Source organism: Streptomyces iranensis (assembly GCF_017874715.1).
Lineage (GTDB): Bacteria > Actinomycetota > Actinomycetes > Streptomycetales > Streptomycetaceae > Streptomyces > Streptomyces iranensis.
Genome location: NZ_JAGGLR010000016.1, coordinates 226,704 through 251,353 on the forward strand (window position 1 = coordinate 226,704; position 24,650 = coordinate 251,353).

At 71.5% G+C, this 24,650-nt stretch carries 18 protein-coding genes and 1 pseudogene; 6 read left to right on the forward strand and 13 right to left on the reverse strand.

Going from position 1 to position 24,650, the window contains the following annotated elements; genetic code table 11:
- Nucleotides 1-28: 28 nt before the first annotated feature.
- Nucleotides 29-3,604, reverse strand: a complete 3,576-nt coding sequence (locus J2Z30_RS28525) for a DNA polymerase III subunit alpha (RefSeq protein ID WP_044577574.1) — start codon at nt 3,602-3,604, stop codon at nt 29-31.
- Nucleotides 3,605-3,831: 227 nt separating this feature from the next.
- Here J2Z30_RS28525 and J2Z30_RS28530 point away from each other — a divergent pair, with 227 nt between their 5' ends.
- Nucleotides 3,832-4,284: a PPOX class F420-dependent oxidoreductase gene (locus tag J2Z30_RS28530; RefSeq protein WP_245388528.1), complete on the forward strand. Its 453-nt coding sequence runs from the start codon at nt 3,832-3,834 to the stop codon at nt 4,282-4,284.
- 387 nt (nt 4,285-4,671) lie between these two features.
- Entirely contained in the window at nt 4,672-5,115 is a 444-nt protein-coding gene (locus J2Z30_RS28535; protein WP_020872415.1) for a subtilase-type protease inhibitor, read from the forward strand.
- 159 nt (nt 5,116-5,274) lie between these two features.
- Here J2Z30_RS28535 and J2Z30_RS28540 read toward each other — a convergent pair whose 3' ends face one another.
- The 9 genes and pseudogenes from J2Z30_RS28540 to J2Z30_RS28580 form a co-directional block, all read right to left on the reverse strand.
- Nucleotides 5,275-6,351 carry a S1 family peptidase gene (locus J2Z30_RS28540; protein WP_044577571.1) on the reverse strand — a complete coding sequence of 359 codons (1,077 nt, stop codon included), beginning with the start codon at nt 6,349-6,351 and terminating at the stop codon, nt 5,275-5,277.
- A gap of 331 nt (nt 6,352-6,682) precedes the next feature.
- The gene (locus tag J2Z30_RS28545; protein ID WP_044582121.1) at nt 6,683-7,621 is read right to left on the reverse strand and encodes a slipin family protein; all 939 of its coding nucleotides are present in this window, start codon (nt 7,619-7,621) and stop codon (nt 6,683-6,685) included.
- A 219-nt stretch (nt 7,622-7,840) separates the two neighbouring features.
- A complete protein-coding gene (locus tag J2Z30_RS28550; RefSeq protein ID WP_044577570.1) occupies nt 7,841-8,746 on the reverse strand; it encodes a S1 family peptidase in 906 nt (301 codons plus the stop codon).
- Nucleotides 8,747-9,061: 315 nt separating this feature from the next.
- Nucleotides 9,062-9,298: pseudogene (locus J2Z30_RS28555) on the reverse strand (F420-dependent methylene-tetrahydromethanopterin reductase); the annotation flags it as partial.
- Between the two features lie 113 nt (nt 9,299-9,411).
- Nucleotides 9,412-10,374, reverse strand: coding sequence for an ABC transporter substrate-binding protein (locus tag J2Z30_RS28560; RefSeq protein ID WP_107073388.1), 963 nt, complete (start codon nt 10,372-10,374; stop codon nt 9,412-9,414).
- Between the two features lie 125 nt (nt 10,375-10,499).
- Nucleotides 10,500-11,252, reverse strand: coding sequence for an amino acid ABC transporter ATP-binding protein (locus J2Z30_RS28565; RefSeq protein ID WP_209468881.1), 753 nt, complete (start codon nt 11,250-11,252; stop codon nt 10,500-10,502).
- Between the two features lie 5 nt (nt 11,253-11,257).
- Nucleotides 11,258-12,148 (reverse strand): amino acid ABC transporter permease, encoded by an 891-nt coding sequence (locus J2Z30_RS28570; protein WP_044577559.1) that lies wholly within the window; start codon nt 12,146-12,148, stop codon nt 11,258-11,260.
- Nucleotides 12,149-12,334: 186 nt separating this feature from the next.
- Nucleotides 12,335-14,299, reverse strand: coding sequence for an FAD/NAD(P)-binding protein (locus J2Z30_RS28575; protein ID WP_245388529.1), 1,965 nt, complete (start codon nt 14,297-14,299; stop codon nt 12,335-12,337).
- Between the two features lie 877 nt (nt 14,300-15,176).
- Complete coding sequence (locus J2Z30_RS28580; protein ID WP_078957396.1) at nt 15,177-16,403, reverse strand: DUF5685 family protein; 1,227 nt, start codon at nt 16,401-16,403, stop codon at nt 15,177-15,179.
- 233 nt (nt 16,404-16,636) lie between these two features.
- On the opposite strand from J2Z30_RS28580, the gene J2Z30_RS28585 reads away from it, so the two are divergent.
- Nucleotides 16,637-17,068: a cell division protein SepF gene (locus tag J2Z30_RS28585; protein ID WP_037949899.1), complete on the forward strand. Its 432-nt coding sequence runs from the start codon at nt 16,637-16,639 to the stop codon at nt 17,066-17,068.
- A gap of 12 nt (nt 17,069-17,080) precedes the next feature.
- Here J2Z30_RS28585 and J2Z30_RS28590 read toward each other — a convergent pair whose 3' ends face one another.
- Complete coding sequence (locus J2Z30_RS28590) at nt 17,081-18,268, reverse strand: acyl-CoA dehydrogenase family protein (protein WP_044577554.1); 1,188 nt, start codon at nt 18,266-18,268, stop codon at nt 17,081-17,083.
- 444 nt (nt 18,269-18,712) lie between these two features.
- Nucleotides 18,713-20,494, reverse strand: a complete 1,782-nt coding sequence (locus J2Z30_RS28595) for an MFS transporter (RefSeq protein ID WP_044577551.1) — start codon at nt 20,492-20,494, stop codon at nt 18,713-18,715.
- Between the two features lie 463 nt (nt 20,495-20,957).
- Here J2Z30_RS28595 and J2Z30_RS28600 point away from each other — a divergent pair, with 463 nt between their 5' ends.
- Nucleotides 20,958-22,142 carry a mannosyltransferase family protein gene (locus tag J2Z30_RS28600; RefSeq protein ID WP_044577549.1) on the forward strand — a complete coding sequence of 395 codons (1,185 nt, stop codon included), beginning with the start codon at nt 20,958-20,960 and terminating at the stop codon, nt 22,140-22,142.
- A 320-nt stretch (nt 22,143-22,462) separates the two neighbouring features.
- Nucleotides 22,463-23,497, forward strand: a complete 1,035-nt coding sequence (locus tag J2Z30_RS28605; RefSeq protein WP_044577547.1) for a phosphatase PAP2 family protein — start codon at nt 22,463-22,465, stop codon at nt 23,495-23,497.
- 228 nt (nt 23,498-23,725) lie between these two features.
- Here J2Z30_RS28605 and J2Z30_RS28610 read toward each other — a convergent pair whose 3' ends face one another.
- Entirely contained in the window at nt 23,726-23,941 is a 216-nt protein-coding gene (locus tag J2Z30_RS28610) for an I78 family peptidase inhibitor (protein WP_044577544.1), read from the reverse strand.
- 393 nt (nt 23,942-24,334) lie between these two features.
- Between J2Z30_RS28610 and gvpO the strand changes: the two genes are divergently transcribed.
- Nucleotides 24,335-24,637: a gas vesicle protein GvpO gene (gvpO, locus tag J2Z30_RS28615; protein ID WP_044577542.1), complete on the forward strand. Its 303-nt coding sequence runs from the start codon at nt 24,335-24,337 to the stop codon at nt 24,635-24,637.
- Nucleotides 24,638-24,650 lie beyond the last annotated feature (13 nt).

The following is a 24,650-nucleotide window of genomic DNA, read 5'->3' on the forward strand; positions in this document are numbered from 1 at the left end:
CGGGTCGGGAAGGGGTGCCGGCCGGCGGTCATCCCGCGCTCCCCGGGCTGGCGTGCCACAGTTTGCGGCCGGTGGCGGCCTGGTCGCCCGCGGGCCGGAGGTCGGCCCAGGGGTGCATGGCGTAGCCGGTGGGCATCTCGATGCGACGGCCGGAGTCGGCTTCGCCCGTCTCCGGGCCCGCCCCCGCCAGTTCGGCGGCGACCGCCCCGAGGCCGCCCTCCTCCCTGAGCCGGGCCAGCTCGGCGAGGTTCCACACGGCCGAGCCGACGATGCTGAGGCTGCGCGGGCCGCGCCGCTGGACCACGCCGCGGACGAGCAGCAGCCAGGAGTGGAAGACGGTGTGCGCGCACGCCGCGTGGCTGTCGTCGAAGAAGGCGCAGTCGACCAGCCCCGTACCGTCGTCGAGCGTGGTGAAGATGACCCGGCGCCCGGAGCGGATCGGCGGGGTCTGGGTGGCGGCCTTGGCGCCGGCGACGAGCACGACCTCCCCGTGCGGCGCGTCGCGCAGCCGCTTCGCGGGGATCGCGCCCAGCTCCTCCAGGAAGTCCCGGTGGTCGCCCATCAGATGGCGGGAGACGTCCATGCCGAGGATGCCGAGTTCGGCGCCGAGGCGTTCGTTCGCGTCGAGGTCGGGGAGCCCGGCGGGGGCGGCGGGGCCGGTTTCGGCCAACGGAAGCTGGCCCTCCGCGTTATGCCGGGCGGCGGCGCCCCGCTGCTGCCGGTGCAGTTCGGCGATCTGCAGCAGCAGATCGCGGCGGCTCGCGCCGAACGCGTCCAACGCGCCGACCTGGGCCAGCCGCTCGGCGACCGGCCGCCCGGGGTGGGCGCGCAGCCACAGGTCCTGGAGCGAGGAGTACGGCTGTCCGGCCGCGATCCGCTCGGTCTCGGCCTCGCTGATGCCGTGGACGTCGCTCAGCGCCAGCCGGACACCGGCATCCGATTTATGACGGCTGTCACGTTCACTACCGCTGTCACGTTCACTACCGCTGTCACGTTCACTACCGCTGTCATGAGAATCACCAGACGTCAGTTCGATTCGATAGGCGGCCCCCGACCGGTTCACATCCAGCGGCAGGATCGGCACCCCGCGCCGCCGCGCGTCCGCCAGCAGCAGCCGCTTCGGGTACATCCCGGGGTCATGGGTGAGCAGCCCGGCGTAGAAGGCGGCCGGATGGTGGGCCTTGAGCCAGGCGGACTGATACGTCGGGACCGCGAAGGCGACGGCATGCGCCTTGCAGAAGCCGTACGAGCCGAACGCCTCGACGATCTCCCAGGTGCGCGTCAGCACCTCCGGCGCGTAGCCCCGCTTCTCCGCCTCCGCGTGGAACCAGGCCCGCACCCGCCCCCGCCGTTCGGGGTCGGACAGCGCGCGCCGCGCCTCGTCGGCGAGGTCCCGTTCACATCCGGTCATGATCGACACGATCTTGATGATCTGTTCATGGAAGACCACGACCCCGTATGTCTCGCGCAGCGCGTCCTCCAGATCCGGGTGCGGATAGCGCGGGGGCTTGCGGCCGTGCCGGGCATCGATGAAGGGCCGGACCATGTCGGCGGCGACCGGGCCGGGCCGGAAAAGCGATATGTCGACCACGAGATCGTGGAAGGAGGTGGGCTGCAGACGGCCGAGGAGATCGCGCTGACCGGGCGATTCGATCTGGAAGCAGCCGAGGGTCTCGGTGGAGCGGATCAGGTCGTAGGTGGCCGAATCGCCGGGCCGCACCTGTTCGGGGTCGTCGATGTCCACGACACGCCCGGTGGCCCGCCGGATCTCGGCGACCGCGTGCGCCATCGCGGACTGCATCCGCACCCCGAGGACATCCAGCTTGAGCAGTCCGAGCTCCTCCACGTCGTCCTTGTCGAACTGCGACATGGGGAAGCCCTCGCCACTGGTCGGCACGATGGGCGTACGGGCCAGCAGCCCGGCGTCCGAGAGCAGCACCCCGCAGGGGTGCATGGCGATGCCACGGGGCAGCCCGTCGAGCGCCTCGACCAGCTCCCAGAACCTGCCGAAACGTTTCTGCTCGGCGGTCGCCTCCCGTAGCTCCCGCAGCTCGGGCAGTTCCGCGAGCGCCGCGCGGGCATCGCGGGCGCGGATGTGCGGGAAGGACTTGGCGAGCCGGTCCACCTCGGCCGGGTCCATGCCGAGCGCCGCGCCCACGTCCCGTACGGCGTGGCGCACCCGGTAGGTCTCGGGCATCGAGACGGTCGCGACCCGCTCCGCCCCGAACCGCTCGAAGATCGCGCGATAGACGTCGAGCCGGCGCGCCGACTCCACATCGATGTCGATATCGGGCAGCGCGGCCCGCCGCACCGACAGGAAGCGCTCCATCAGCAGGCCGTTGGCCACGGGGTCGGCATGGGCGATGCCCAGCAGATGGTTGACGAACGATCCGGCGCCGGAGCCCCGCGCGGCCACCCGGACGCCCAGCTCCCGGGTGTCGTCGACGACCTGCGCGACGGTGAGGAAGTACGAGGCGAAGCCGAGCCGTTCGATGGTGCGCAGCTCGTCCTCCAGCCGCTCCCAGCGCGCCCGGTCGCGGTCGTACCCCCGCAGCACCATGGCGGCGGCGCAGCGCGACCGCAGCACCCGCTCGGCGCTCCGCCGCCCGGCCCCGACCAGCCGGGGCTCGGGGAAGTGGACGCTGCCCAGGCCGATGTGGTCCTCGGGGTCGACCAGACACCCGGCGGCGGTGCGCCGGGTCTCCTCCAGCAACCGGTGCGCGGCGTCCCGCCGCATCCCCGCCGCCTCCACGATCCGCTCGGCCGCCTTCGCCATGTCCCGGGGGCCCTTGAGCCAGCGCTCACCGCTGTCGAGCGCCCCGGGGGCGCGCGGGTCGATGGGGACGAGCCGGCGGGCCGCGTCCAGGACGTCGGCGACCGGCCCCTCCCCCGGATCGGCGTAGCGCACGGCATTGCTCAGCACGGCCCGGACGCCCTGCTCGGCGGCGAAGCCGACGGTACGGGCGGCGAGCCGCAGCGAGCCCGGTCCGGTGCCGGTGCGGCCGTGCCATACGGCCTCCAGCCGCAGCGCGTCGCCGAAGAGTTCGCGCCAGGGGGCGATCAGCCGCGCGGCCCGGTCGGGGCGTCCGGCGGCCAACGCCCGGCCGACGTCGGAGTCCGGGCCGAGCAGCGCGGTCAGCGGGGCGAGCGCGCCGGGGTCGCTCACCAGGTCGCGCCAGTGCAGCAGGGGCGGGCCATCGCCGTTCGTCCGGGCGGTTCCGGGGTGGGCGAGCCCCGCGTGGGCGGCGGAGACCAGCCCGCACAGCGCGGCCCAGCCGGGCGCGCCGTCCCGGGCGAGGAAGACCACCCGGGGCGCGGACTCGTCGATGAACGCCCCGCCGCGCACCGGTGTACGGCGCCGGACGGTGCGCCCCGGCTCCGGGGCCTCCATCCGTACGGCGAGGTCCACCCCGAACAGCGGCCGCACCCCCGCGCGCTCACACGCTCGGGCGAACCGCACCGCTCCGGCGAGGCTGTCGCGGTCGGTCAGCGCGATCGCGTCCATGCCGCGCTCGGCGGCACGCTGCGCCAGCCGCTCCGGGTGCGCGGCCCCGTACCGCATGGAGAACCCGGACGCGGTGTGCAGATGCGTGAAGCCTGGCATCCGCACCTCCCGCTGCTCACACCCCCTGACCGACCCTGCATGTCCCACGCCCCACCATAACCCCATTCTCGAACACGCGTGCGAGTCGGTTTCGATGGCACTTCCCTCTCCACCATAAGCATCTAAAACACCCTTTAATCCCGCGTGTCGCCTTGTGAATGCGGCACGCGGAAGCCGGTGGACCGAAGCAGTAGGCGGGCCACCGGCCCGTGCGTATGCTGATCACCATGACGGAGGGATCCCTGCTCGATCTGCTACGGGAGCAGCGCACCGGCGCGCTCGTCACCCTCAAGCGGGACGGACGGCCACAGTTGTCCAATGTCGCCTTCACCTACGACCCCGCGACGCGCCTCATCCGGATCTCCGTCACCGACGACCGCGCCAAGACCCGCAATCTGCGCCGCGATCCGCGCGCGAGCTTCTATGTCACCAGCGGGGACCACTACTCCTATCTGGTCGCCGAGGGCGATGCCGAGCTGACGCCGGTCGCCGCCGACCCCCATGACGCCACCGCCGATGAGCTGGTGGAGGTCTACCGCGCGATCCAGGGCGAGCATCCGGACTGGGAGGAGTTCCGCGCGGCGATGGTGGCCGAGCGGCGGCTGGTGGTGCGGCTGCGCGCGGAGCGCGGCTACGGCTGGGGAAGCCAGGCCGGACCCCTGAGCGGAGAGCTCGGCTGACCCCACTCCGCCGGTCGGCTTGCCCTGGCAGGTTCTCGCCCTGGCGGGATACGCGGCAGCCCTCCTCCCAGAGGCATCACGAACATCACTCGACCTCGCTCACCTGAGCGCTCTTGAATCGATTTGAGCACCCCGGCCACCTCGCTGAGCACGCCATCCACAGGAGCGCGAGACGGCGGACGGGGTCCCTCGAGGGGCGCAATACGCGCGGCGCCGCGCACCCGGTCGCCACGCGGCGTTCCGCATCCGGACATCCACCGCACGCGACAATAAGCCACCGAAAGACTACTTGTAGCGACCGGAAGTGCTCGATCGACGTGCGTTCCTGACGCGCACCGCGTAGAACTCCGTCCGGTATCTGCAACGACGAGCAAGGGAGTGTTCGAAATGCGGAAGACTACTGGGGCGATCGGGCTGGGAGCCGCACTGGCCGTGAGCGCCGTGCTGGGGATCGGCACGAGCGGTGCGGCACACGCCGCGCCCGCCAAGCCGCAGAGCCTGTATCCGCCGTCCGCGCTGGTCCTGACCGTCGGCTGGGGGGCCGACGCGGCCACGACCGAGGTCCAGCGGGCGGTGACTCTGAGCTGTCGCCCCACCCCCACCGGTACCCACCCGGCCCCCGCCAAGGCATGCGCCGAACTCCGCTCCGTGGGCGGCATGTTCGGTCAGCTGCGGACCGGGGCGGAGTCCGGCCGGGTGTGCACCAAGGAATGGCACCCCATCACCGTCACCGCCGAGGGGATCTGGGACGGCCGCCGGGTGTCGTACGAGCACACCTTCGCGAACAACTGCTTCAAGAGCGCGGCCCCGACGATGGTCTTCGAGTTCTGATGAACTGACCGGAAAGGGGAAGGCCCCCGGACACCGTCCACGGGTGTCCGGGGGCCTGCCTTGGTTCATACGGGAGCGGACCGCGGAAGCGAAACGCTCACCGGATGAGCCAGATCAGCCAGATCAGCCGGATGAGCCGGATGAGCCGGATGAGTCAGATCAGCCGATCTCGGCGCCGAACGCCTGCAGCGCCTCCGGCACCGGCTGGAAGAACGTCTCGCCGCCCGAGGAGCAGTCACCGCTGCCGCCGGAGGTCAGACCCAGCGCCGTGTCGCCCGCGAAGAGCGCGCCGCCGCTGTCGCCGGGCTCGGCGCAGACGTTGGTCTGGATCAGCCCTTCGACCGACCCTTCCTGGTAGTTGACGGTCGCGTTGAGGCCGGTGACCTCGCCGTCGTGCACCTGGGTGGTGGAGCCGCTGCGCGTCACCTTCTGGCCGACGGTGGCGTCACCGGCCTTGGCGATCTCCTGGCTGCTGCCGTTGTAGAGGTCGACCGCGCTCGGGTGGTCGGTGTCCTTGGTGTACTTGACCAGGCCGTAGTCGTTACCGGGGAACTCGCTGCCCTCGTTGGTCCCGATCTCCTCGCCGCCCTGCGAGTCCGACCAGCTGCTGATGGCCTCGGTGCAGTGACCGGCGGTCAGGAAGTACGGCTGGCCGCCCTTGACGACGTTGAACCCGAGCGAGCAGCGCCCACCGTCGCCCCAGATGGCGTCGCCACCGGCGATGAAGGTGGAGAACTTCCCGGCCGAGCGCTTCACCTCGACCTTGCCGCCGAGCGCGTCGGCGACCTTGTTGAGGGTGGCCATCCGGGTGCCCTTGACGGAGCTGTCCGCGGTGACGACGACCTTGTTGCTTCTGGGGTCCACCGACCACGAGGTGCCGGGGATGGTGGCCTTCTGCTTGAGCGTCTCACGCGCCTTGCTCAGCTCGGCCAGGGTGTTCGTGACCACCTTGGCTTCGGCCCCGGCCTCCCGGACCTTGTCCACGACGCCCTTGTCGACCACGTTCACGACGAGCTTCTTGGCCTTGGCGTCGTAGTACGAACCCGCCGTGTCGCTCTTGAGCGAGGAGGTGAGCGTGCTGGCGAGCTTTCCGGCGGCGCCGACCGAGAGGGTGTCCGGCTGGGGCTCACCGGGGGCGGCGTTGGCGCTCTGCAGGGTGATGCCCGTGGCGACCAGGGCCGCTATGCCGGCTCCGGCAATGACGACACGACGCTTGGGTATGCGGCGGTGCTTCAACTCTCTGCCTTCCAGTGGGGGGTTGGGCCCGTCGGCAGTGGGGTGCCAGGGCCCGGAGGGCGTAACGGCACAGCGCATCTCCCCCTCGGGGGCGCGTCCATGCCAATTTGCGCCGCCGAGTATTCCCATCACCACCGGGCGCGCACAAGGGCGCGTTCACGTCATGGGCGTGAAATTTACACTGCGGACTCATGTCCGGACATGGCGGTGCCCGCACACCTTCGAGGTGTACGGGCACCGAATCAGGTATCCGGACGAGCCGTCAAACCGGGCGGATCACCCCACGGAATCCCCTCACGGGGTTCGCTGCCGGATCACCTCCCACGGCTCATCACTCGACCGTATGCGGCTCCGGCTCGCGCTCGGTGAGCGTCGGCATCGCCTGCCGAGCGGGCTGGGCCGACTGGGCGGGCTGGGCGGGCGCGGCCTCCCGCTCCGGCGCGGCGGCCGGACCGGCAGCCGGGGTGCCGCCCTCCGCGCCGCCCTCCGTCCGGGCCGCCGCCGGGATCTCCTGCTGGCCCTTCTCCAGGAAGCGCAGCAGCTCGACCGGGATGGGCAGCACCAGTGTGGAGTTCTTCTCGGCGGCGACCGCCATCACCGTCTGGAGCAGCCGCAGCTGGAGCGCCGAGGGGGTGTCGGCCATCTGGGAGGCGGCCTCGGCCAGCTTCTTCGACGCCTGCAGCTCCGCGTCCGCGTTGATCACCCGGGCGCGGCGCTCCCGGTCGGCCTCCGCCTGGCGGGCCATCGACCGCTTCATGGTCTCCGGCAGCGACACGTCCTTGATCTCCACCCGGTCGATATGGACGCCCCATCCGATCGCCGGGCTGTCGATCATGAGCTCCAGGCCCTGGTTGAGCTTCTCCCGGTTGGAGAGCAGATCGTCCAGATCGCTCTTCCCGATGATCGACCGCAGCGAGGTCTGGGCCATCTGGGAGACGGCGAAACGGTAGTCCTCCACCGCGACCAGCGCCTCGGCCGCGTCCACGACCTGGAAGTAGACGACGGCGTCGACCCGCACGGTCACGTTGTCCCGGGTGATGCCCTCCTGGGCGGGGACGGGCATCGTCACGATCTGCATATTGACCTTCTGGAGCCGGTCGACGAACGGAGCGATCATGGTGAACCCCGGCCCCCGGATATCCGAGCGGAGCCTCCCGAGCCGGAAGACCACCCCCCGCTCGTACTGCTTGACCACTCGGGCCGCGGCCAGCACGCCCAGGGCGCCGAGGCAAGCCAGTACCACTATCAATGTCACGAGCGCATCGACCATCACGGCCACCTGCCGTCCGTATCGCGAACAATGCCCCTCGTGGGGTACTGATGTCCACGATAGTCCGCCCGTCGAACAGTGGGGAGGGCTGTGGAAAACCCCCGCCAGGCCGCCCGGAAAGGCGTTTCCCACCGACGCGGAGAGCCCCCGTCCGGCAGCACGGACGGGGGCTCTCGCTCAGCCTGGTGCGGGGCTGATCAGCTTCAGGAGCGGCGCCGATCAGTAGACGCTCACGCCGTACGCGTTCAGCGCCTCGACGACCGGCTGGAAGAACGTGGTGCCACCGGAGGTGCAGTTGCCACTGCCGCCGGAGGTGAGGCCGAGGGCGGTGGAGCCGGCGTAGAGCGGGCCGCCGCTGTCGCCGGGCTCGGCGCAGACCGTGGTCTGGATCATGCCGTAGACGATGTCGCCGTTGCCGTAGTTGACCGTGGCGTTCAGCGCGGTGACCCGGCCGCTGTGGATGCCGGTGGTGGAGCCGCGCCGGGTGACCGTCTGGCCCACGGTCGGGTTGGCGGCCGAGGTGATGTCCTGGCTGCCGACGGTGCCCTGGGGGGTGACCGAGCCGCTGTACCGGACCAGACCGTAGTCGTTGGTCGGGAAGCTGGAGCCGGACGTCGGGCCGATGGTGGTGGTGTGGCCGGAGTTCGACCACCAGGTGCCGGCGCCGTCGGTGCAGTGACCGGCGGTGACGAAGTAGTTGGCCCCACTGCCGTTGCGCACGTTGAAGCCGAGGGAGCAGCGCCAGCTACTCGCGTAGATCGCGTCGCCGCCCGAGATCAGCTTCTGAATCTTGCCGGAGGTCCGCTTGACCTCGATCGCGTCGGCGTTCGAGCCGGCGGTGTTCTTGATCTTGGCTATCTCACTCTGGGACACCGTGCTGTCGGCGGTGACCACGAGCTTGTTGGTCCCCTTCTCGACATACCAGGCGGTGCCCGCGACATCGGCCTCGAGGACGGCGCCGCTCGCCGACTTGGCCTCGGCCGCGCTGAAGGTGTGGGCGCCGTCGCTGCCGGCGTAGGCGGCGGGGGCGGCGAGCGCCGTTCCGGCCACCAGGGCGGAGGTCGCGGCGATCAGGGCGATACGTCTCGCCTGCTTGCTGTGGGGGGCGTTGCGCTTGATCCTCAACTCTTCCTCCGGGGGAATCGGGGGTCCGCTTGGGTGGGCAGGCCCGTGAGGCGCAGTCAACGAGCACGCCGATATGACCGATTCGGCGTGCCCCTGACAAGCGCTTCCGGAAGTATTCGTGGCTCCGGGCACAGCGCGCAAGAGGACAATTCGGAACAGCCGTCGGGCACACGCCACATAGCCCCGGCGGGTTCAGGCCGCCGGGGCTTGTGCTCCCATCCCCTTGGGTATCCGGTGAGACGGACGCGCGGGCGATCGGGTTCCGTTATGGCGCGGACGTATCGCGTCCCGGCGGCCGGGCCGCCGCGCGGCCGCTCAGCCCCGCTCCCCCGGATCGGTAAGTCCCAGGTGGTCGCGGAGTGTCGGACCGATGTACGCGGTGCGGAACACCCCGCGCTCCTGGAGCAGCGGCACCACCCGGTCCACGAAGTCATCGAGCCCGCCGGGGGTCAGATGGGGTACGAGGATGAAGCCGTCGGCGGCGTCGGCGGCGACGAATTCCGCCATCTCCACCGCGACCGCCTCCGGGGTGCCGATGAACGGGCGAGCTCCACGTAGTACGGCGCCTGGTACTGCCCGTTGCCGTCGATGGCGGCGGCCGGATGCAGGGTGCCGGTCGGTACGGCCATGGTCGGGGCCTTCCTCGTTCTTCGGGGGTCAGCGGGTCACGGCTTGGGCAGTCCGCGCGGGTTGATCTCGGACTTCTTCACCGCCTCGCTGGAGAGCCCCCACCGCTTCAGGACCTTGGCGTACGAACCGTCCCGGATCACGTGGTCCAGGGCCGCGGCATAGGCGTCGACCAGCCCGCTGCCCTTCCTGGTGGTGGCCGCGATCTTGCCCTGCACCTGGTCGCCACCGCCCGAGAACCGGCCGATGATCTGGGTCTGGCCGGCCGAGGCGACGTGGTAGGCGGAGGTGGGGTTCGGGCCGAAGTAGGCGTCGATACGGCCGGACTGGAGGGCGAGGTAGTAGTCGGTGTCCTTCTGGAAGTACTTGATGTCCACGGGCTTGCGGCCCGCCTTCTCGTTCTGCTTGCTCCAGTCGACCAGGATCTTCTCCTGGTTGGTGCCGGAGGAGACCGAGATGGTCTTGCCCGCCACGTCCTTCGGCCCCTTGACCCGCCAGGAGGTGCCCTTCTTGGCCTCGAAGGCGAGGTCGTCCAGCCGGTAGGTGGCGAAGTCGTACTTCTCCTTGCGCTCCTCGGTGACCGTCACATTGGAGAACACGCCGTCGAACTTGGAGCTGTCCAGGCCGACGAAGAGGTTCTCCCAGGAGACCGGCTGGAAGTCGACCTTGAGCCCGAGGGTGTCGGCCACCAGCGTGGCGATGTCGAGCTCGGAGCCGATCCGGGTCTTGTCGTCGGTCGCGTAGAAGCCGAGCGGGGCGGCGGCGTCGGCGCTGCCGCCGATGCGCAGGGTGCCGCGCTCCCGGATCGCGGCCGGGACCTTCGCCGCGATCGAGCCGACCTTCTCCCCTCTGACGCGGTGCTGGTCCGGGCCGATGTTGATGGCGTTCTTCGAGCCCTTGGAGCCCACCGTCTCCTGGGCATCGCCATCGCCGCAGCCGCCGAGCAGGGCGGAGGCGGTGAGCGCGGCGACGGCGGTGACGAGGGTGCGGCGGGTCTTCACGGGGGTGCTCCTTGCGTAGGTGGACATCGGTGATCTGGTGGAGACCGGTGATCTGGTGGACGTCGGTGATCTCATGAACATGGGCGGGCTCGTGGACATCGGTGATCTCGTGAACATCGGTGGCCTCAGAGGACCTTGGAGAGGAACGCCTTGGTGCGCTCATGGCTCGGGGCGTCGAGCACCTCGGCGGGCGTGCCCCGCTCGACGATCCGGCCGTCGTCCATGAAGACGACGGTGTCGGCGACCTCCCGCGCGAAGCCGATCTCATGGGTGACGACGATCATCGTGGTGCCCTGGTGGGCCAGGTCCTTGATGACGTCGAGGACCTCGCCGACCAGTTCGGGGTCGAGGGCGGAGGTCGGCTCGTCGAAGAGCAGCAGCTCGGGCTCCAGGGCGAGGGCGCGGGCGATCGCCACCCGCTGCTGCTGTCCGCCGGAGAGCTGCCGGGGGTACGAGGCCGCCTTGTCGGCCAGACCGACCCGGTCGAGCAGCGCCTCGGCGGCGCGTACCGCCTCCTTCCTGGGGCGGCGCAACGCCGATATCGGCGCCTCGACGATGTTCTCCAGCACCGTCAGATGCGGGAAGAGATTGAAGTTCTGGAAGACGAAGCCGATCCGGGTGCGCTGCCTGAGGATCTCGCGTTCGCGCAGCTCGTAGAGGCGGTCGCCCTGGCGGCGGTAGCCGACCAGCGAGCCGCCGACACTGATCCAGCCGCTGTCCACCTTCTCCAGGTGGTTGATGGCGCGCAGCAGGGTGGACTTACCGGAGCCGGAGGGGCCGAGGACGACGGCTACCTCCCCGGAGCGCACCTCCAGGTCGATGCCGCGCAGCACCTGGAGCGACCCGAAGCTCTTGTGGACGGAGCGGATGTCGACCATGGCGGTCATCGGGTGGCTCCCCGCGAGAAGTGGCGCTCGACGTAGTACTGCGCGATCGAGAGCACGGTGGTCAGGATGATGTACCAGACGGTCGCGACCATCAGCAGCGGCACGACCCGGCCGTTGCGTCCATAGATGACCTGCACCTGGTAGAAGAGCTCGCCGATCGCCATGACGGACACGATCGAGGTGCCCTTGAAGAGCGAGATCACCTCGTTGGCGGCGTTCGGCAGGATCGACCGCATCGCCTGCGGGAGCACGATCCGGCGCAACTGCCGCAGCCGGGGGATGCCGAGCGCGGCCGCCGCCTCCAGCTGTCCGCCGTCCACGGCGAGGACGCCGCCGCGCACGATCTCCGCCGCGTAGGCCGCCTGGTGGAGGGCGAGTCCGAGCACCGCCGCGCTCATCGCCCCGACCAGACCCGCGGTGTCGAAGGAGAAGAAGCCGGGGCCGAAGGGGATGCCGAAGTCGAGCCGCTTGTAGAGATAGGTGAGGTTGAACCAGAACAGCAGCTGGACGATGAGCGGGATGGAGCGGAACGCCCAGATGTAGGTGAAGGCGACCGACTTCAGGAAGGGGCTCTGGGACAGCCGCATGAAGGCGAGGACGATGCCGAGGGCGAAGCCGAGCGCGGTGCCGTAGAAGGTGAGCTGGATGGTGATCCAGACCGCCTTGAGGATGGTCCGGGTGGTGAAGAAGTCGGCGAAGACGTCCCACTCCCAGCCGGAGTTGGTGATCAGGCCGTGGGCGAACTGGGCCACCAGGACGGCGGTGACGACGACGGCGGCCCAGCGCCAGGGGTGGCGTACCGGGACGACCTTGAGGGCGGAGTAGTCCTCGCGCTCGGCGTCGCTTGCGGCGGCCTTGCCGACGGGTGGATCGGAGGTCAGGGACATGGAGGGTCCTTCGGAGGGAGAGCTGGGGGTCGTGCGGGGGATGGATTTCCGGGGGGCACTCAGTCGGCCGGGCTCCAGGCGGCGAGGCTCAGGCGGTGAAGCCCAAGCGGCGAGGCTCAGGCGGTGAAACTCAGGCGGTAAGGCTCAGGCGGTGAAGCCCAAGCGGCGAGGCTCAGGTGGCACGGCTCAGGCGGTGACCGTGGCGCGACAGGACAGCTCGCGCAGACAGCGCAGCAGAGCGCGCGCGGTGGCATCGTTCTGCCGGAACGCGGGCGCGTTGGTGCGGGGCCGGGCGAAGGCGCCCGAGGCACGGGCGTCGGTGTGCGGGCCGAGCGCGAAGCGGCGCGGATGCGGGCGGCCCGCCCGGTCCAGGATCCGGGCGTCGGCGGGGCTGACGGCGAGCAGTCCGACCGGGGTGGCGGCGGCGCCGTCGCGGTGCAGGGAGCGCAGCAGGGTGTCGCGGGAGCGGTCCACGGTCGGCTCCGGCAGCCGGGCCTCGACCAGCGCACGGGCCTCGACGGCATGGCCGGGCACACTGGCGGAGCTCGCCCGGAACACCCCGCGCACCGGATCGGTGGTCACGGTCGTCTCGGCGCCGAGGAAGCGGACCACTCCGGCGCGGGAGAGCGCGAGCAGCTGCTCCAACCGCGGCCCCGGCGGGCCGGAGGCGAGGAAGCTGAAGAAGCCGTGCCACCAGCCGCCGATGTCGCCGAGCCGGATCAGCTGGCCGTAGACGGAGAGCAGGGCGAGGAAGACGGCCAGGTCGGGGCTGTGCGCGGGGTCGTGGCGGCGGGCGAGGTCGGCCTCGATATGGCCGCGCAGCGCCTGCTGCAGGGCCTCGTGGTCGCCGAACCGCGGCCCGGCCAGAGGGTGGTCGAGGGTGTCGAGGTCGAGCCGGTCGGCCGGATCGGGGACGGCCGCGGCGACCAGGACGTCCAGGTCGGGGCTGCCGGGCGGGCAGGCGGCGTACTTCTCCTCGAACGCGGACCACTCCCCGGCCACGCGCTCCGGATGGGCGGTGAACAGCCGGTGGTAGTGGGCGAACCCCAGCTCCTTGGCGATCAGCGGCCAGACGTCACGCCGGAAGTCCGGCCGCGCGGGGCGGGAGAGCAGCGCATCGACCTCGGCGGGGCCGAAGAAACGCGGCACCGGGGGCCGCTCACCGCTCAGCGAGTAGCCGATCTTGGCGTGGTACGGCACACCGCGCCGCGAACCGGCGTACAGCACGGGCTCGCGGCCGGAGGGCCGGTAGACCAACTCGCCGTCCGGGCCGCGCTCATAGCGTCCGCCGCGCCCCTCGGTGAGCAGCACCATCAGATCCACGAAGGCGAGGCCGAGGCCGCGTACGATCACCGGCTCACCGGGGCGCAGCGCGCTCACATCGCTGTCGGCGGTGAACTCCGGCGGGAGGTGGACCAGTCGGTGCTCGGCGGCGAACGCGGTGAGCGCCCGCTGCTCGGCGTCGGGTTCGGCGTCGAGGTGGCCGAGGGCGAGGATCACGGCGTCGGCGGTGAGCGGCGCGGTACGCCCCTCCAGCCACACCTGCTGCCGTCCGTCGCGCGGCCCGGTGACACGCACGGCCCGGTCCCGGTGCTCATGCACGATGGTGCCGGGCGGCAGATCGGCCACCGAGCGCTCGTACACCCAGCGCAGATAGGCGCTCTGCAGCCGTCTGGTGGCGAAGCTGCGCCCGGTCAGGGCGGCGGCCTCGGCCGCGAGTTCGGGCGGCAGGGCGGGCGGCCGCTCCGCTCCGCGGACCTCGTGGGCTCCACGGACCTCGCGGACCTCGTGGGCCCCACGGACCTCGCGGGCCCATTCGGCGAGGGAGGGGCCGGGACGTATCGGGCCTTCGCGCTCCACCGACTCGTCGGTGAACATGGTGACGTCCTCGGCCATGGAGTTCATCCACAGCAGCGGGGACTGGTCAGGGCGCCAGATGCGGCCGCCGCCGGGTGGATGCGGATCGACCAGGTGCAGCTCGAACGGGGCGCCGTCGCCGTACAGCTCGGGGGCGTTGGCGGCGATGCGCTCGATCAGACCGGTGGCACGCGGGCCCGCGCCGACGATGACGACCGTGGCGGGTGGGACGACCGCGGCGGGTGATCGGAAGGGGTGATCCGGATGCACGGGATGGTCCGGGTTCGCGGACATGCGGAGGCTCCGTGAGTTCTGAAGTGAACACACGCATGGCCTGCACACACGCCGAGCCCCTCAGCTCGACAACGGCCGGGCCCCTCAGCCCGGCATGAGCCTGAGATTAAGACGACCCCAGGGTGCGCTGTCAAGACCGTCCGAACTGTGAGCAGCGCGTCTCACCGCGGTTGACGAGGAAGCGGAAGGCTGCTCCACTTGCCCCATGGACTCAGGGCAGCGACTGGTCACGCGCGACCACATCGACTTCGGTCGGGTGTGGTCGTCGTCCTGTTCGGGCTGACCGCCCGCCTCCGCTGCCATAGGGGATTTCCGTCCCGCAGCGCTTCGAGGCTTCGCCCGCGCCCGCCGGATTCCCTCCCCCGGCGTGGCCGCAGCACATCCGCGTCGTCACGCGCCTTCGGCCTTCCCACACACGTCATTGCCCCCTCCCCTTCGTCATTTTCCCCTCCCCGCCCCTTCCCGTAACCAGGGGCTCCGCCCCTGGACCCCCGGGTCCGGCGGCCGAGCCCTGCCACGCGGCGAAGCCGCATATCGATGCCCCGAAAGGAACGAAGCCCCGGCCCGGGGCCTGAGCGAAAACCCCGGCCCAGGGACTAGGCGAAAGCCCCGGCCCAGGAGCTGGAGCGGAAGCCCCCGGCCCGGGGCCTGAGCGAAAACCCCGGCGGAAGCCCCCGCCCAGAGGCCTGGACGAAAACCCCGGCCCAGGGGCCTGGTCGGAAGCCCCAGTTTCGGGGGCTGCGGCGGAAGCCCCAGTTTCGGGGGCTGGGGCGGAGCCCCGCATGCGGCGGAGTCGCATATCGTCAGGTGTCGGGAAGGGGCGGGGAGGGGAGCAGCCCGCCGCAGGCGGCAAGACCCGACGGGCGCCCCTTGGCGGCTAGCAGTCGCAGCCGCAGTCACACCCATCACAGCAGTCGCAGCTGCAGCAGTCGCCGCAATTGCTGCAGCAGTCACAACAGTCGCAGCAGTCACCGCACTTATGGCACAGGCCCTCGCGCGGCTGCCCGGACCACGGGTCGTGGTACGGATCGCGGCAGCACACCTGGCAGGTGCAGCAGAGCCCGGTCCACACCAGGCAGCCCGCGATCAACCCCCGTCGGCGGCCGTGCGGCGGCTCCGGGGGCGCGCCGCCGGGGCCTCCCGGGTTGATCCACGGCGACTGCGGCGGCCCGTAGGAGGACTCCGGGGTGCCCGGGGTGCCCGGGGTGCCCGCGCCCTGGCCTCCGGTGTGCGCACAGCCAGTGGTGCCGAAGGCGCGGTCGACCGCGCGCCCCAGCTCATGGACCAGCAGTACATGGGCGAGGCGCCCGGAGCCCTTGCCCACGAATTCGGTGTCCTTGAGCGCCAGCCGCACCCCGTGCACCGCGTCGTCGCACAGCCTGCGGACCTCGGTGAGGTCGGTCCCGGTGGCCGCGATCGGGTTCCAGGCGCCCGTCTCGGCGTCCTCGGCCAGGTCCTCCACCGCGTCCAGCAGATGCGCCAGCCGCCCGAAGAGCCGGCCCGCCTCCTCCAGCGGGGCCCGGTTGCCGGGCCGCCCGGCCAGGACGGCGGTGTGCCCGAAGGCCGCGGCGGTCGCGGTCTCGGTGGGCTCGGTAACGGTCAGCAGAGGGGTGCCGGGGCCCGCGAGGGACTCCAGCTCCTCCTGCCGGCCGACCGCGTCGAGCAGCAGCGCGGTGTCGAAGCCGAGCGTGGCGCCGCTGCGCTCCCCGGCCCGATCCCACCGCCCGGCCACCCGGCGGGCGGCCGCGGCGACCGGCCGCCGGGCCAACGCCCCGTCGCCGTCCGCCACATGGTCGCGTACCTTCGCCGAGGCCAGCACCAGCGAGACGGTGGCCGCGAGACGCGCCCCCTCGCCCTGGGCGACCGACGCCGTCCGCATCCCGCGCAGCGGACAGGGCCCGGCGGTCCGCCGCCGACCCTCCGACCGCCCGGCCTGGGCCTCCACCAGCACCGATATCACCAGGCCGTCGTAATTGGTGGCGATGCGGGCGAACTGCCCGTGGTCACCCCTCAACGCGAGGCACAGCCCGCACAAATGCGCCATCCACTCAGTGCGCAGGTTTTCCGACAGCCGATGCCGACAAGGCCGGATAATGCCAAACACCACGATCCCCGTTCACCCGTACGTCCCCGACGTCACCCGTCCGGCAGCGGCGGAGTCTACCCACCGCTCCGTCAGCCTTCGTAAGCAGGTGGAACTCTGATATGGCGCCAGCCGTTGTGCACCAGTAACGTCACGAATCCCCTGTGCGGCCGCAATCCACGTGGCAGACCATCCGCATCATGGACGACCATAGAGGGGCGGACAGTACACACCATCAGGGAGAGGAGGCGTCCATGGGATCGGTACGCAAGGCAAGTGCCTGGCTTGGCCTCGTCGACGACAGCGATGACGAGCGCTACTACGACGACGACTACGCCGAGGGGTCCGAGCCCGGCGACTCCTGGATGACCGACCCGCGCGCGCGGGTGGCCGACGAGACCGCGCGGGACCAGGGCACCCGGATCGCCACGGTCACCCCGGACGGATTCCGGGACGCCCGCGGCATCGGCGAGCTGTTCCGGGAGGGCGTCCCGGTCATCGTGAACCTCACGACGATGGAGTCCGCCGACGCCAAGCGCGTGGTGGATTTCATGGCCGGGCTGATCTTCGGGCTGCGGGGCTCGATCGACCGGGTGGCCAACCGCGTCTTCCTCCTCACCCCGGCCGACTTCCAGATCGTCAGCGGACAGTCCGGCCACGCCACGGGCTTTTTCAACCAGAGCTAGCCCCGGGGCCGCTCACCGGAAGGCATCGATTCCGGTGAGCGCCTTGCCCAGCACCAGTTGGTGCATTTCGACGGTGCCCTCATAGGTGAGCACGGACTCCAGATTCGTGGCGTGCCGCATCACCGGATACTCCAGCGAGATCCCGTTGGCGCCCAGAATCGTCCGGGCCGTACGGCAGATCTCGATCGCCTCCCGCACATTGTTCAGCTTGCCGAAGCTGACCTGCTCGGGGCGGAGCCGCCCCGCCTCCAAACGCCGCCCCAGATGGTGGGCGAGCAGCACCCCCTTGTGGAGCTCCAGCGCCATATCGGCCAGCTTGGCCTGGGTGAGCTGGAAGCCGCCGATCGGCCGGCCGAACTGCTCCCGCTCCCGCGCGTAGTCCAGCGCCGCCTCGAACGCGGAGCGGGCCGCGCCCATCGATCCCCAGATGATGCCGTAGCGGGCGTGGCTCAGACAGCTCAGCGGCCCGCGCAACCCGGTGACCTCGGGCAGCACCGCGTCGGCGGGCAGCCGTACCTCGTCCAGGATCAGCTCGCTGGTGACCGAGGCGCGCAGCGACCACTTGTGCTTGATGTCGGGGGCCGAGAAGCCGGGCGCGTCGGTGGGGACGACGAAGCCGCGGATCCCCTCGTCGGTGCGGGCCCACACCACGGCGACCCCGGCCACCGAGCCATTGGTGATCCACATCTTGCGGCCGGTGAGCACCCAGTCCGAGCCGTCCCGCTTGGCGTAGGTGCGCATCCCGGCCGGGTCGGAGCCATGGTCGGGCTCGGTCAGCCCGAAGCAGCCGATGACCTCGCCGGCGGCCATCCGGGGCAGCCACCGCTCCTTCTGCTCCTCGGAGCCGAAGCGGTGGATGGCGTACATGGACAGGGAGCCCTGCACCGACATCAGGGAGCGGATCCCGGAGTCGGCGGCCTCCAGCTCCAGACAGGCCAGGCCGTACTGGATCGGACCGGCGCCCGCGCAGCCGTAGCCGGTGAGGGACATCCCGAGTGCGCCGAGGGAGCCGAGCTCCCGGGCCAGCTCGCGGATGCCGGGCACCTCGCCGCGCTCGTACCAGTCGGCGATGTGCGGCAGTACGCGGTCGGCGGCCCACTGCCGCATGGTGTCGCGGACCGCGAGGTCTTCGGGGTCGAGGAGATCGTCGAGCCCCAGCGGGTCGCGCGGATCGAACGACGGCAGGGTGCCAGCGGACATGGGTGGCGGCCTCCGGTGGATGCGGTTCCGGGTACGCCGGGCGGATACCGGCCGCCGGGGCACGTCCTCCCGCCCGGCGGCCGGGTGATCAGCCCGGCCGCTCCGACGCTACGACCGGGTAACCCCTGGCGTCCAGACCTGCTCACGCCGGGTCATCACGGGCCGGACAGCGACCGGGCAGCGGCCGGGCAGCGGTCGAGTAGGGCGAGGGCGGGACTCGGGGCGGGGCGGGCTGTCCCGAACCTGCGGCGGGCTGTTCCCTTCCCCGCCCCTTCCCACAGCATCGGCATGCGGCTCCGCCGCACGGCAAGGGCTTCGCTGCACGGCAGGGGTTTCGCCCCTGGACCCCGGGGCCTGGGGCGGAGCCCCAGTTGTGGGAAGGGGCGGGGAGGGGAAAGACCGCCGGACACCCGGTAGGCCCCGAGCTGCCCCGGCCCTGGTCGGTCAGGACTCGGCGGCGACGGTGGCGCGGTCGAGACGGGCCGGGGCCTTCGTGCCGTCCGGGGCCTTCGTGCCGTCCCGCCCCTTCTGCTCCGCCAGCCCCTGCTGCTCCGCCGGGCCCTGCTGGTCCGCCGGGCCCTGCTGGTCCGCCAGCCCCTGCTGCTCCGCCGACCCCCGCTGCTCCGCCGGGCCCTGGGTGGACTCCTCCTCGTCGGCGGCGCACTCCATGGCCTTGGGCAGCCGCAGCGCGGCCAGCGCGCCGAGCGTCAGCAGCCCGGCGCTGACCGCGAGCGTGACGTGCAGACCGTGCACGAAGGCGGCGCGGGAGGCCGACCGCAGGGCCTCCCCGGCGTGGCCGCCGAGCCGGTCGGAGACCTTGTACGCGGCGCCCAGCGACTGGCTCGCGTCGGAACTGGCGGAGGCGGGGACGCCGGGCACCGAGGAGACGCCGGGCTTGTAGGCGGCGTTCATGACGCTGCCGAGGAGGGCGATGCCGATACCGGCGCCGAGCTGGTAGGAGGTCTCGCCGATGGCGGCCGCGCCGCCCGCGGAACCGGACGACGCCTCGTTGAGCATGGACTCGTACGCGCTGAACAGCGTGGTCTCCAGGCCGAAGCCCAGGACGATGAAGCCGCCGGCGAGCACGGCCGGCCGGTCGGACAGGCCCATGGCGGTGAGCGAGAGCACGGCGAGGGCGGTGAGCGCGAAGCCGACCACGACCATGACCCGCGGGCCGAGCCACTGGAGCATCCGGGACCCCACGAGCCCGGCGGCCATGGCGGCGAAGGTGAGCGGCAGCAGCCGCAGACCGGTCTCGAGCGGGGTGAGCCCGAGCACGAGCTGGAGGTACTGGGCGGCTATGAGCTCCAGGCCGACGAGCGCCAGCAGGGCGAGCACGATACAGCCGACGGAGATCGAGAAGGCGGGCCGGGCGAACAGCTTGAGGTCCACCAGCGGATGCGTACGGCGGCGCTGGCGGCGGACGAAGAGCACCAGCAGCACCGCCCCGACCAGCACCGGGGCGGCGGTCACGGCGTCCAGCGGCCCCGCGCCGCTGCCCACCCGCTTGACGCCGAGGACAACGCAGAACAGCCCGCAGGCGGCCATGAGCGCGCCCAGCACGTCCCAGGGGCCGTTCTTGTCGCCGGTGGACTCCGGCAGCAGCCAGCGGCCGACGGGCAGCGCCACGATCATCAGGGGCAGGTTGACCAGGAAGACCGAACCCCACCAGAAGTTCTCCACCAGGAAGCCGCCGAGCAGCGGGCCGACGGCCGCGCCGACGGCGGCTACCGCGCTCCAGATGCCTATCGCCAGCGCCCGCTCCCGGCGGTCCGGGAAGACCTGGCGCAGTATCGACAGGGTGGCAGGCATGATCATCGCGCCGCCGACGCCCAGCAGGGCGCGGGCCACGATGAGGATCTGGGGGTTGGGGGCGAAGGCGGCGATCGCGGAGGCGGCGCCGAAGAGCCCGTAGCCGAGCAGCAGGACGCGTCGTCTGCCGACGCGGTCGCCGAGGGTGCCGAAGAGGATCAGCAGCGAGGCGCAGACCAGTGGGTAGACGTCCACGATCCACAGCAGTTCGATCCCGCCGGGGCGCAGATCCTCGGTCACCGCCGGGACCGCGACATGGAGCACGGTCGCGTCCACGGCGACGAGCAGCAGACTGACGCAGAGCACGAGAAGCACGACCCAGCGGTTCGACCCGCCGTCGCTCGCCTCGGTGCCGCGCCATTGCCGGGGAACGCCCGCCGTCCGCCGATTGCCGGCCGTGGTCGTCCCGGACATGTACGCACCTCCCTGGGTCTTACGCTCGCGGTCCGCCGTCGTGACGGCGGTACGTCACGTCGTAGGGACGTCCGGGTGACCCCGGTGGCGAAGGCGCGAGTGAGAGGTCAGGGTACGCGAGTCCCCGCGCGAGCCGTGTGCCGCAGGTCATGTTGGGACCGGCCCGCGGATGGTTACGGAGGCGTACGTTCCAGACTTCCCCTTTTGTCCCTCCGTCCCTCTGCCGTCCCTCCTGTGTCCTCCCGGCGTTCCACCCGCGTCCCACCCGTGGCCCACCGGTGGCCGCCTTCCGTTCGTCCCTCGTTGTCCCTCGTTGTCGTCCGCTGTCGACCGCTGTCGTCCGCCGTCGCCCGCCGTCGGTCGCGGTTCCCGCGACGTAGTTGTCCACAGCCCCCGCGGCCCCTTCGCGGAGCGTTGTCCACAGGCTCCGCGGGCGGCCCGGACATCCTTGATAATCGTCGCCGTGACTGATCTCGCCCAGGCCGGCACCGCGCCGCTCAGCGACGACGGCCGACCGGGCCGCGCCGCCGGGCGCGCGCTGCGCCGGGCCGCTCCAGCACTGCTCGCATACGCGGGGACGCGCCTGCTCGGGCTGGTGGTTCTCGCGATCTGGGGAGCCTTCGCGGACAAGAGCCCGCACCAGTTGCTCTCCGCGCGCTGGGACTCGCTGTGGTACACCCGCATCGCCGAGGAGGGGTACGGCTACACGCTCCATCTGCCCGACGGCGCGGTCCACTCCAACCTGGCGTTCTTCCCCCTGCTCCCGGCGCTGGAGCGAGTGATATCGGCCATAACCCCGCTGGCCGTGGCCGACGCCGGTCTGCTGGTGAGCTCGGTCACGTCCCTGTTCGCCGCCTGGGGGATCTTCGCGATCGGTGACCTGCTGTACGGGCGGCGGGTGGGTGTCACGCTGGCCGTGCTGTGGGGTGTGCTGCCGGTCGGCATCGTGCAGTCGATGGCGTACTCGGAGTCCCTCTTCACGGCGCTGGCCGCCTGGGGGGTCTACGCGGCGCTCACCCGGCGGTGGCTGTGGGCGGGGCTGTGCGCGGCGCTGGCGGGGCTCACCCGGCCGGTGGGGGCGGCGGTGGTCGCCGCGGTCTGGGTGGCGGCCGCGGTGGAGCTGCTGCAGGACGGGCGGCGCCAGGCGTGGCGCACGAATCGGAGTCTGCTCGCGGGCGTCGTACTCGCACCGCTGGGCTGGCTGGGCTATGTGGCGTGGGTCGCCCTCCACACCGGGAGCATCACCGGCTACTTCGAAGTGCAGAACGGCTGGGGCAACGGCTTCGACGGCGGTCTGGCCTTCGCGGGCTTCATCGGGGGGCTGCTGATCGAGCCGCCCTTCGTGGGCGGGCTCGGGCTGCTGCTCGGCGTCGGGGCGCTGGTCCGGCTCGCGGTCCGCTGTGTGCGGCAGCGCCAGCCGCTGCCGCTGCTGGCTTACGGCGGTGCGGTGCTCGTCCTGGCACTGGCCGCGAAGGGGTACTTCGGTTCCAAGCCCCGGCTGCTGCTACCGGCCTTCCCGCTGCTGCTGCCGATCGCGGTCGCCCTGGCCCGGCTGCGCCCGGTGCGCACCGCGCTGATCCTGGGGTCGGTGGGGCTCGCCTCGGCGGTGTACGGGGCCTTCTGGCTGCACGGCTCCGGGCCGCCCTGATCCGGCCACCACCGCGATCCGGCCACCCCGACCGGCCGGGCGGGGCCCCGCGGACGATCACTCCCGGCCACCCGGCGACGCCGGGGGAAACTTCGGGGAACGCTATGGCTAATAGGCGATAAACACGCCCTGTAAGAATTCCATAAAGTCCCTGAGACACGCCCATTGGAAGGCGGGGAGCAGAAAAGTCCCGGGCCTCGCGCATTCCTTGGAAAGGGCGCGGCCAAAAGCCGTGGACGAGACGTACTCCACATCACATCGTCATCACAAAGCGACCTGATCGACTGAACCCGCCTGTCACGCAATGTAACGTCGATTAGGTGCGTACCGAAGACAAGCTCCCCGCGACCGAGGAGCGAAGGCCCGATCTCGCGCGACCGCGCATGACCCGAACACGCTTCTGGCTGCTCGGGACCACGCTGGCGGTCTACGCGGCGACCGTGATCGGCGTGCTCACCACCTCATGGCTGGTGAAGCTCGACTGGCAGGTCATGCTCTTCCGGCCCTACAAGCAGTGGCCCGAGTTCCACACCTTCCTGGACTACTTCGTGGTCATGGGCCAGCGCGGGCCCACCGCCGTGGCCGTCGCCGCCTGGCTGGGATGGTGCTGCTACCGGCAGCGCACCCTGCGCCCGCTGCTGGCGCTGGGCACCTCCCTGCTGCTGCTGAACGCCACCGTGGGCGCGGTGAAGATCGGCTTCGGCCGGCTCGGTCCGCACTACGCGACCACCGTCGGGTCCAACGAGATGTGGGGCACCGGCGATATATTTCCTTCGGGTCACACCGCGAACGCCGTGGTCACCTGGGGCATTCTGGCCTATCTGGCGACCACCCCCGTGGCCCGCAGGGTCGCCTCGCTGATCGCCGCGGGCTTCGCCTTCGGGGTCGGCATGACCACCGTCTACCTCGGCACCCACTGGCTGAGCGATGTGGTGCTGGGCTGGGCCGCCGGGGTGCTGGTGCTGCTGGCGCTGCCCTGGCTGGAGCCCGCCATGGCCCGCGCCGAGGCGCTGCTGCTGACCCTGTGGCACCGGTTGCGCGAGCGCCGGGCGCCCGTGCCGGTGCCGTCCGGGCGGCCGGTCGCCGGGACCCCGCTGGCCACCCCGCGCACCGCGCGCGACGACGAGCTGCCCACCCGCGAGACCGTGGCCGTGGTCCGGCCCGGCACCGCCACCGGCCGGAGCCCCGACGGGCGGCCCCTCCACCCGGTCCGCCAGCACACGATGCGCTCCGAGCGCACCCCGGTCACCCCGGTCGGCAGCCGGCGGCCGCCGCACGCCGACCGGGTGCCGCGCGCCACGGCGCCCTTCGGCCCGTCCGGCGCCTCCCGGGGTCGTACGGCCGCCGGAGGCTGAGCCACCCACCGGGCCGCGGGACGGTACGCACGTCCTCCCCCGCGCCGACCGGCCACACCCACACCACGGCCCCGGAACGCTCCCGCGAGAGCGTTCCGGGGCCGTGGTCGTATCCGCGCCGGGCACACCGGCCCCATCGGCGCGCACCGGCCCCATCGGCGCGCACCGGCGCGGACTCGGGCCGGTCGGCGGCTAGCGGTCGGCGTGCGGCCCGTCGGCCGCGCCCGGTCAGCCGCGCCAGCAGCGCTTCACCGTGCCGTCGTCCACCTCGAAGTCGATCCGCCCCTTCAGATACTCCATGGTGATGATCGCGCCCGGCGGAAGCGTCCGTACGGTGCTCCAGCCGCGTTCGCGCGCCCTCTCCTCGGCGGTGCCGGCATCGAGGCCCACATAGCTGTCGAGGTCGTCGTCGGGCTCGGCCGGAAGGTTCGGTACAGGTCCCATGAGAGCCACCGTAGGTGGCTCCCTACAGGGGGCAAACCCAGAGTTGTCTGAACCGCCACGGGACTACCACCGACCCATGCCTCTCACGGCCGCCATTCGTCACACTTGTGTCACAGAAAACACGCCCGGGTTTGTGAACGACTTCATCACTCTTACGGGGCTTGTGTTGACGCCTCGAAGATGATTGCGAGTTTCCGTCGATATCCCGCGCCAAACGGCCGGCTCCGGTATGGGCGGCGGTGCGCGGACGCGATCTGTCGAACAATTCCCGCGGCGGCCGGAAAAGCACGGCCCGGACCCCTCCGGAGCGCACAATTCCACCACAAATCGCCGGGTGCCGAAGCCCGAGGTTTACCCCCACCCGGACGCGGTACCCGCCGCCCCGGAGCCAACATGACTGACAGATCCGATGAGACCCCCGAGAAGACGGCGGCCGGCGGCCCGAGCCCGCTGGCACTCCTGCGTGCCGCCCGTGAGCAGCTCGTCGAGCTGACGGGCCTGTACCCCGAGTCCCTCCCCCGTCTGGAGCGGACCGACGACGGGTGGCTGCTGGAGGCCGAGGTGACAGAACTGGTCCGGGTGCCGGAGACGATGAGCCTGATCGCCCTCTACGAGGTGACCCTCGACCCGGACGGCCTGCTGACCGGCTACCGACGCCTCCGCCGCTATGAGCGCGGCCGGAGCGACCGCCGCTGACACCGGCGGGGGA

What these genes read in the sequence shown, in the direction of transcription:
- gvpO (WP_044577542.1), top strand. Translation starts at nt 24,335, where the DNA reads ATGACTGACAGATCCGATGAGACCCCCGAGAAGACGGCGGCCGGCGGC.
- J2Z30_RS28525 (WP_044577574.1), bottom strand. Translation starts at nt 3,604, where the DNA reads ATGCCAGGCTTCACGCATCTGCACACCGCGTCCGGGTTCTCCATGCGG.
- J2Z30_RS28535 (WP_020872415.1), top strand. Translation starts at nt 4,672, where the DNA reads ATGCGGAAGACTACTGGGGCGATCGGGCTGGGAGCCGCACTGGCCGTG.
- J2Z30_RS28565 (WP_209468881.1), bottom strand. Translation starts at nt 11,252, where the DNA reads ATGGTCGACATCCGCTCCGTCCACAAGAGCTTCGGGTCGCTCCAGGTG.
- J2Z30_RS28590 (WP_044577554.1), bottom strand. Translation starts at nt 18,268, where the DNA reads ATGTCCGCTGGCACCCTGCCGTCGTTCGATCCGCGCGACCCGCTGGGG.
- J2Z30_RS28530 (WP_245388528.1), top strand. Translation starts at nt 3,832, where the DNA reads ATGACGGAGGGATCCCTGCTCGATCTGCTACGGGAGCAGCGCACCGGC.
- J2Z30_RS28610 (WP_044577544.1), bottom strand. Translation starts at nt 23,941, where the DNA reads ATGGGACCTGTACCGAACCTTCCGGCCGAGCCCGACGACGACCTCGAC.
- J2Z30_RS28585 (WP_037949899.1), top strand. Translation starts at nt 16,637, where the DNA reads ATGGGATCGGTACGCAAGGCAAGTGCCTGGCTTGGCCTCGTCGACGAC.
- J2Z30_RS28595 (WP_044577551.1), bottom strand. Translation starts at nt 20,494, where the DNA reads ATGTCCGGGACGACCACGGCCGGCAATCGGCGGACGGCGGGCGTTCCC.
- J2Z30_RS28545 (WP_044582121.1), bottom strand. Translation starts at nt 7,621, where the DNA reads ATGGTCGATGCGCTCGTGACATTGATAGTGGTACTGGCTTGCCTCGGC.
- J2Z30_RS28575 (WP_245388529.1), bottom strand. Translation starts at nt 14,299, where the DNA reads ATGTCCGCGAACCCGGACCATCCCGTGCATCCGGATCACCCCTTCCGA.
- J2Z30_RS28570 (WP_044577559.1), bottom strand. Translation starts at nt 12,148, where the DNA reads ATGTCCCTGACCTCCGATCCACCCGTCGGCAAGGCCGCCGCAAGCGAC.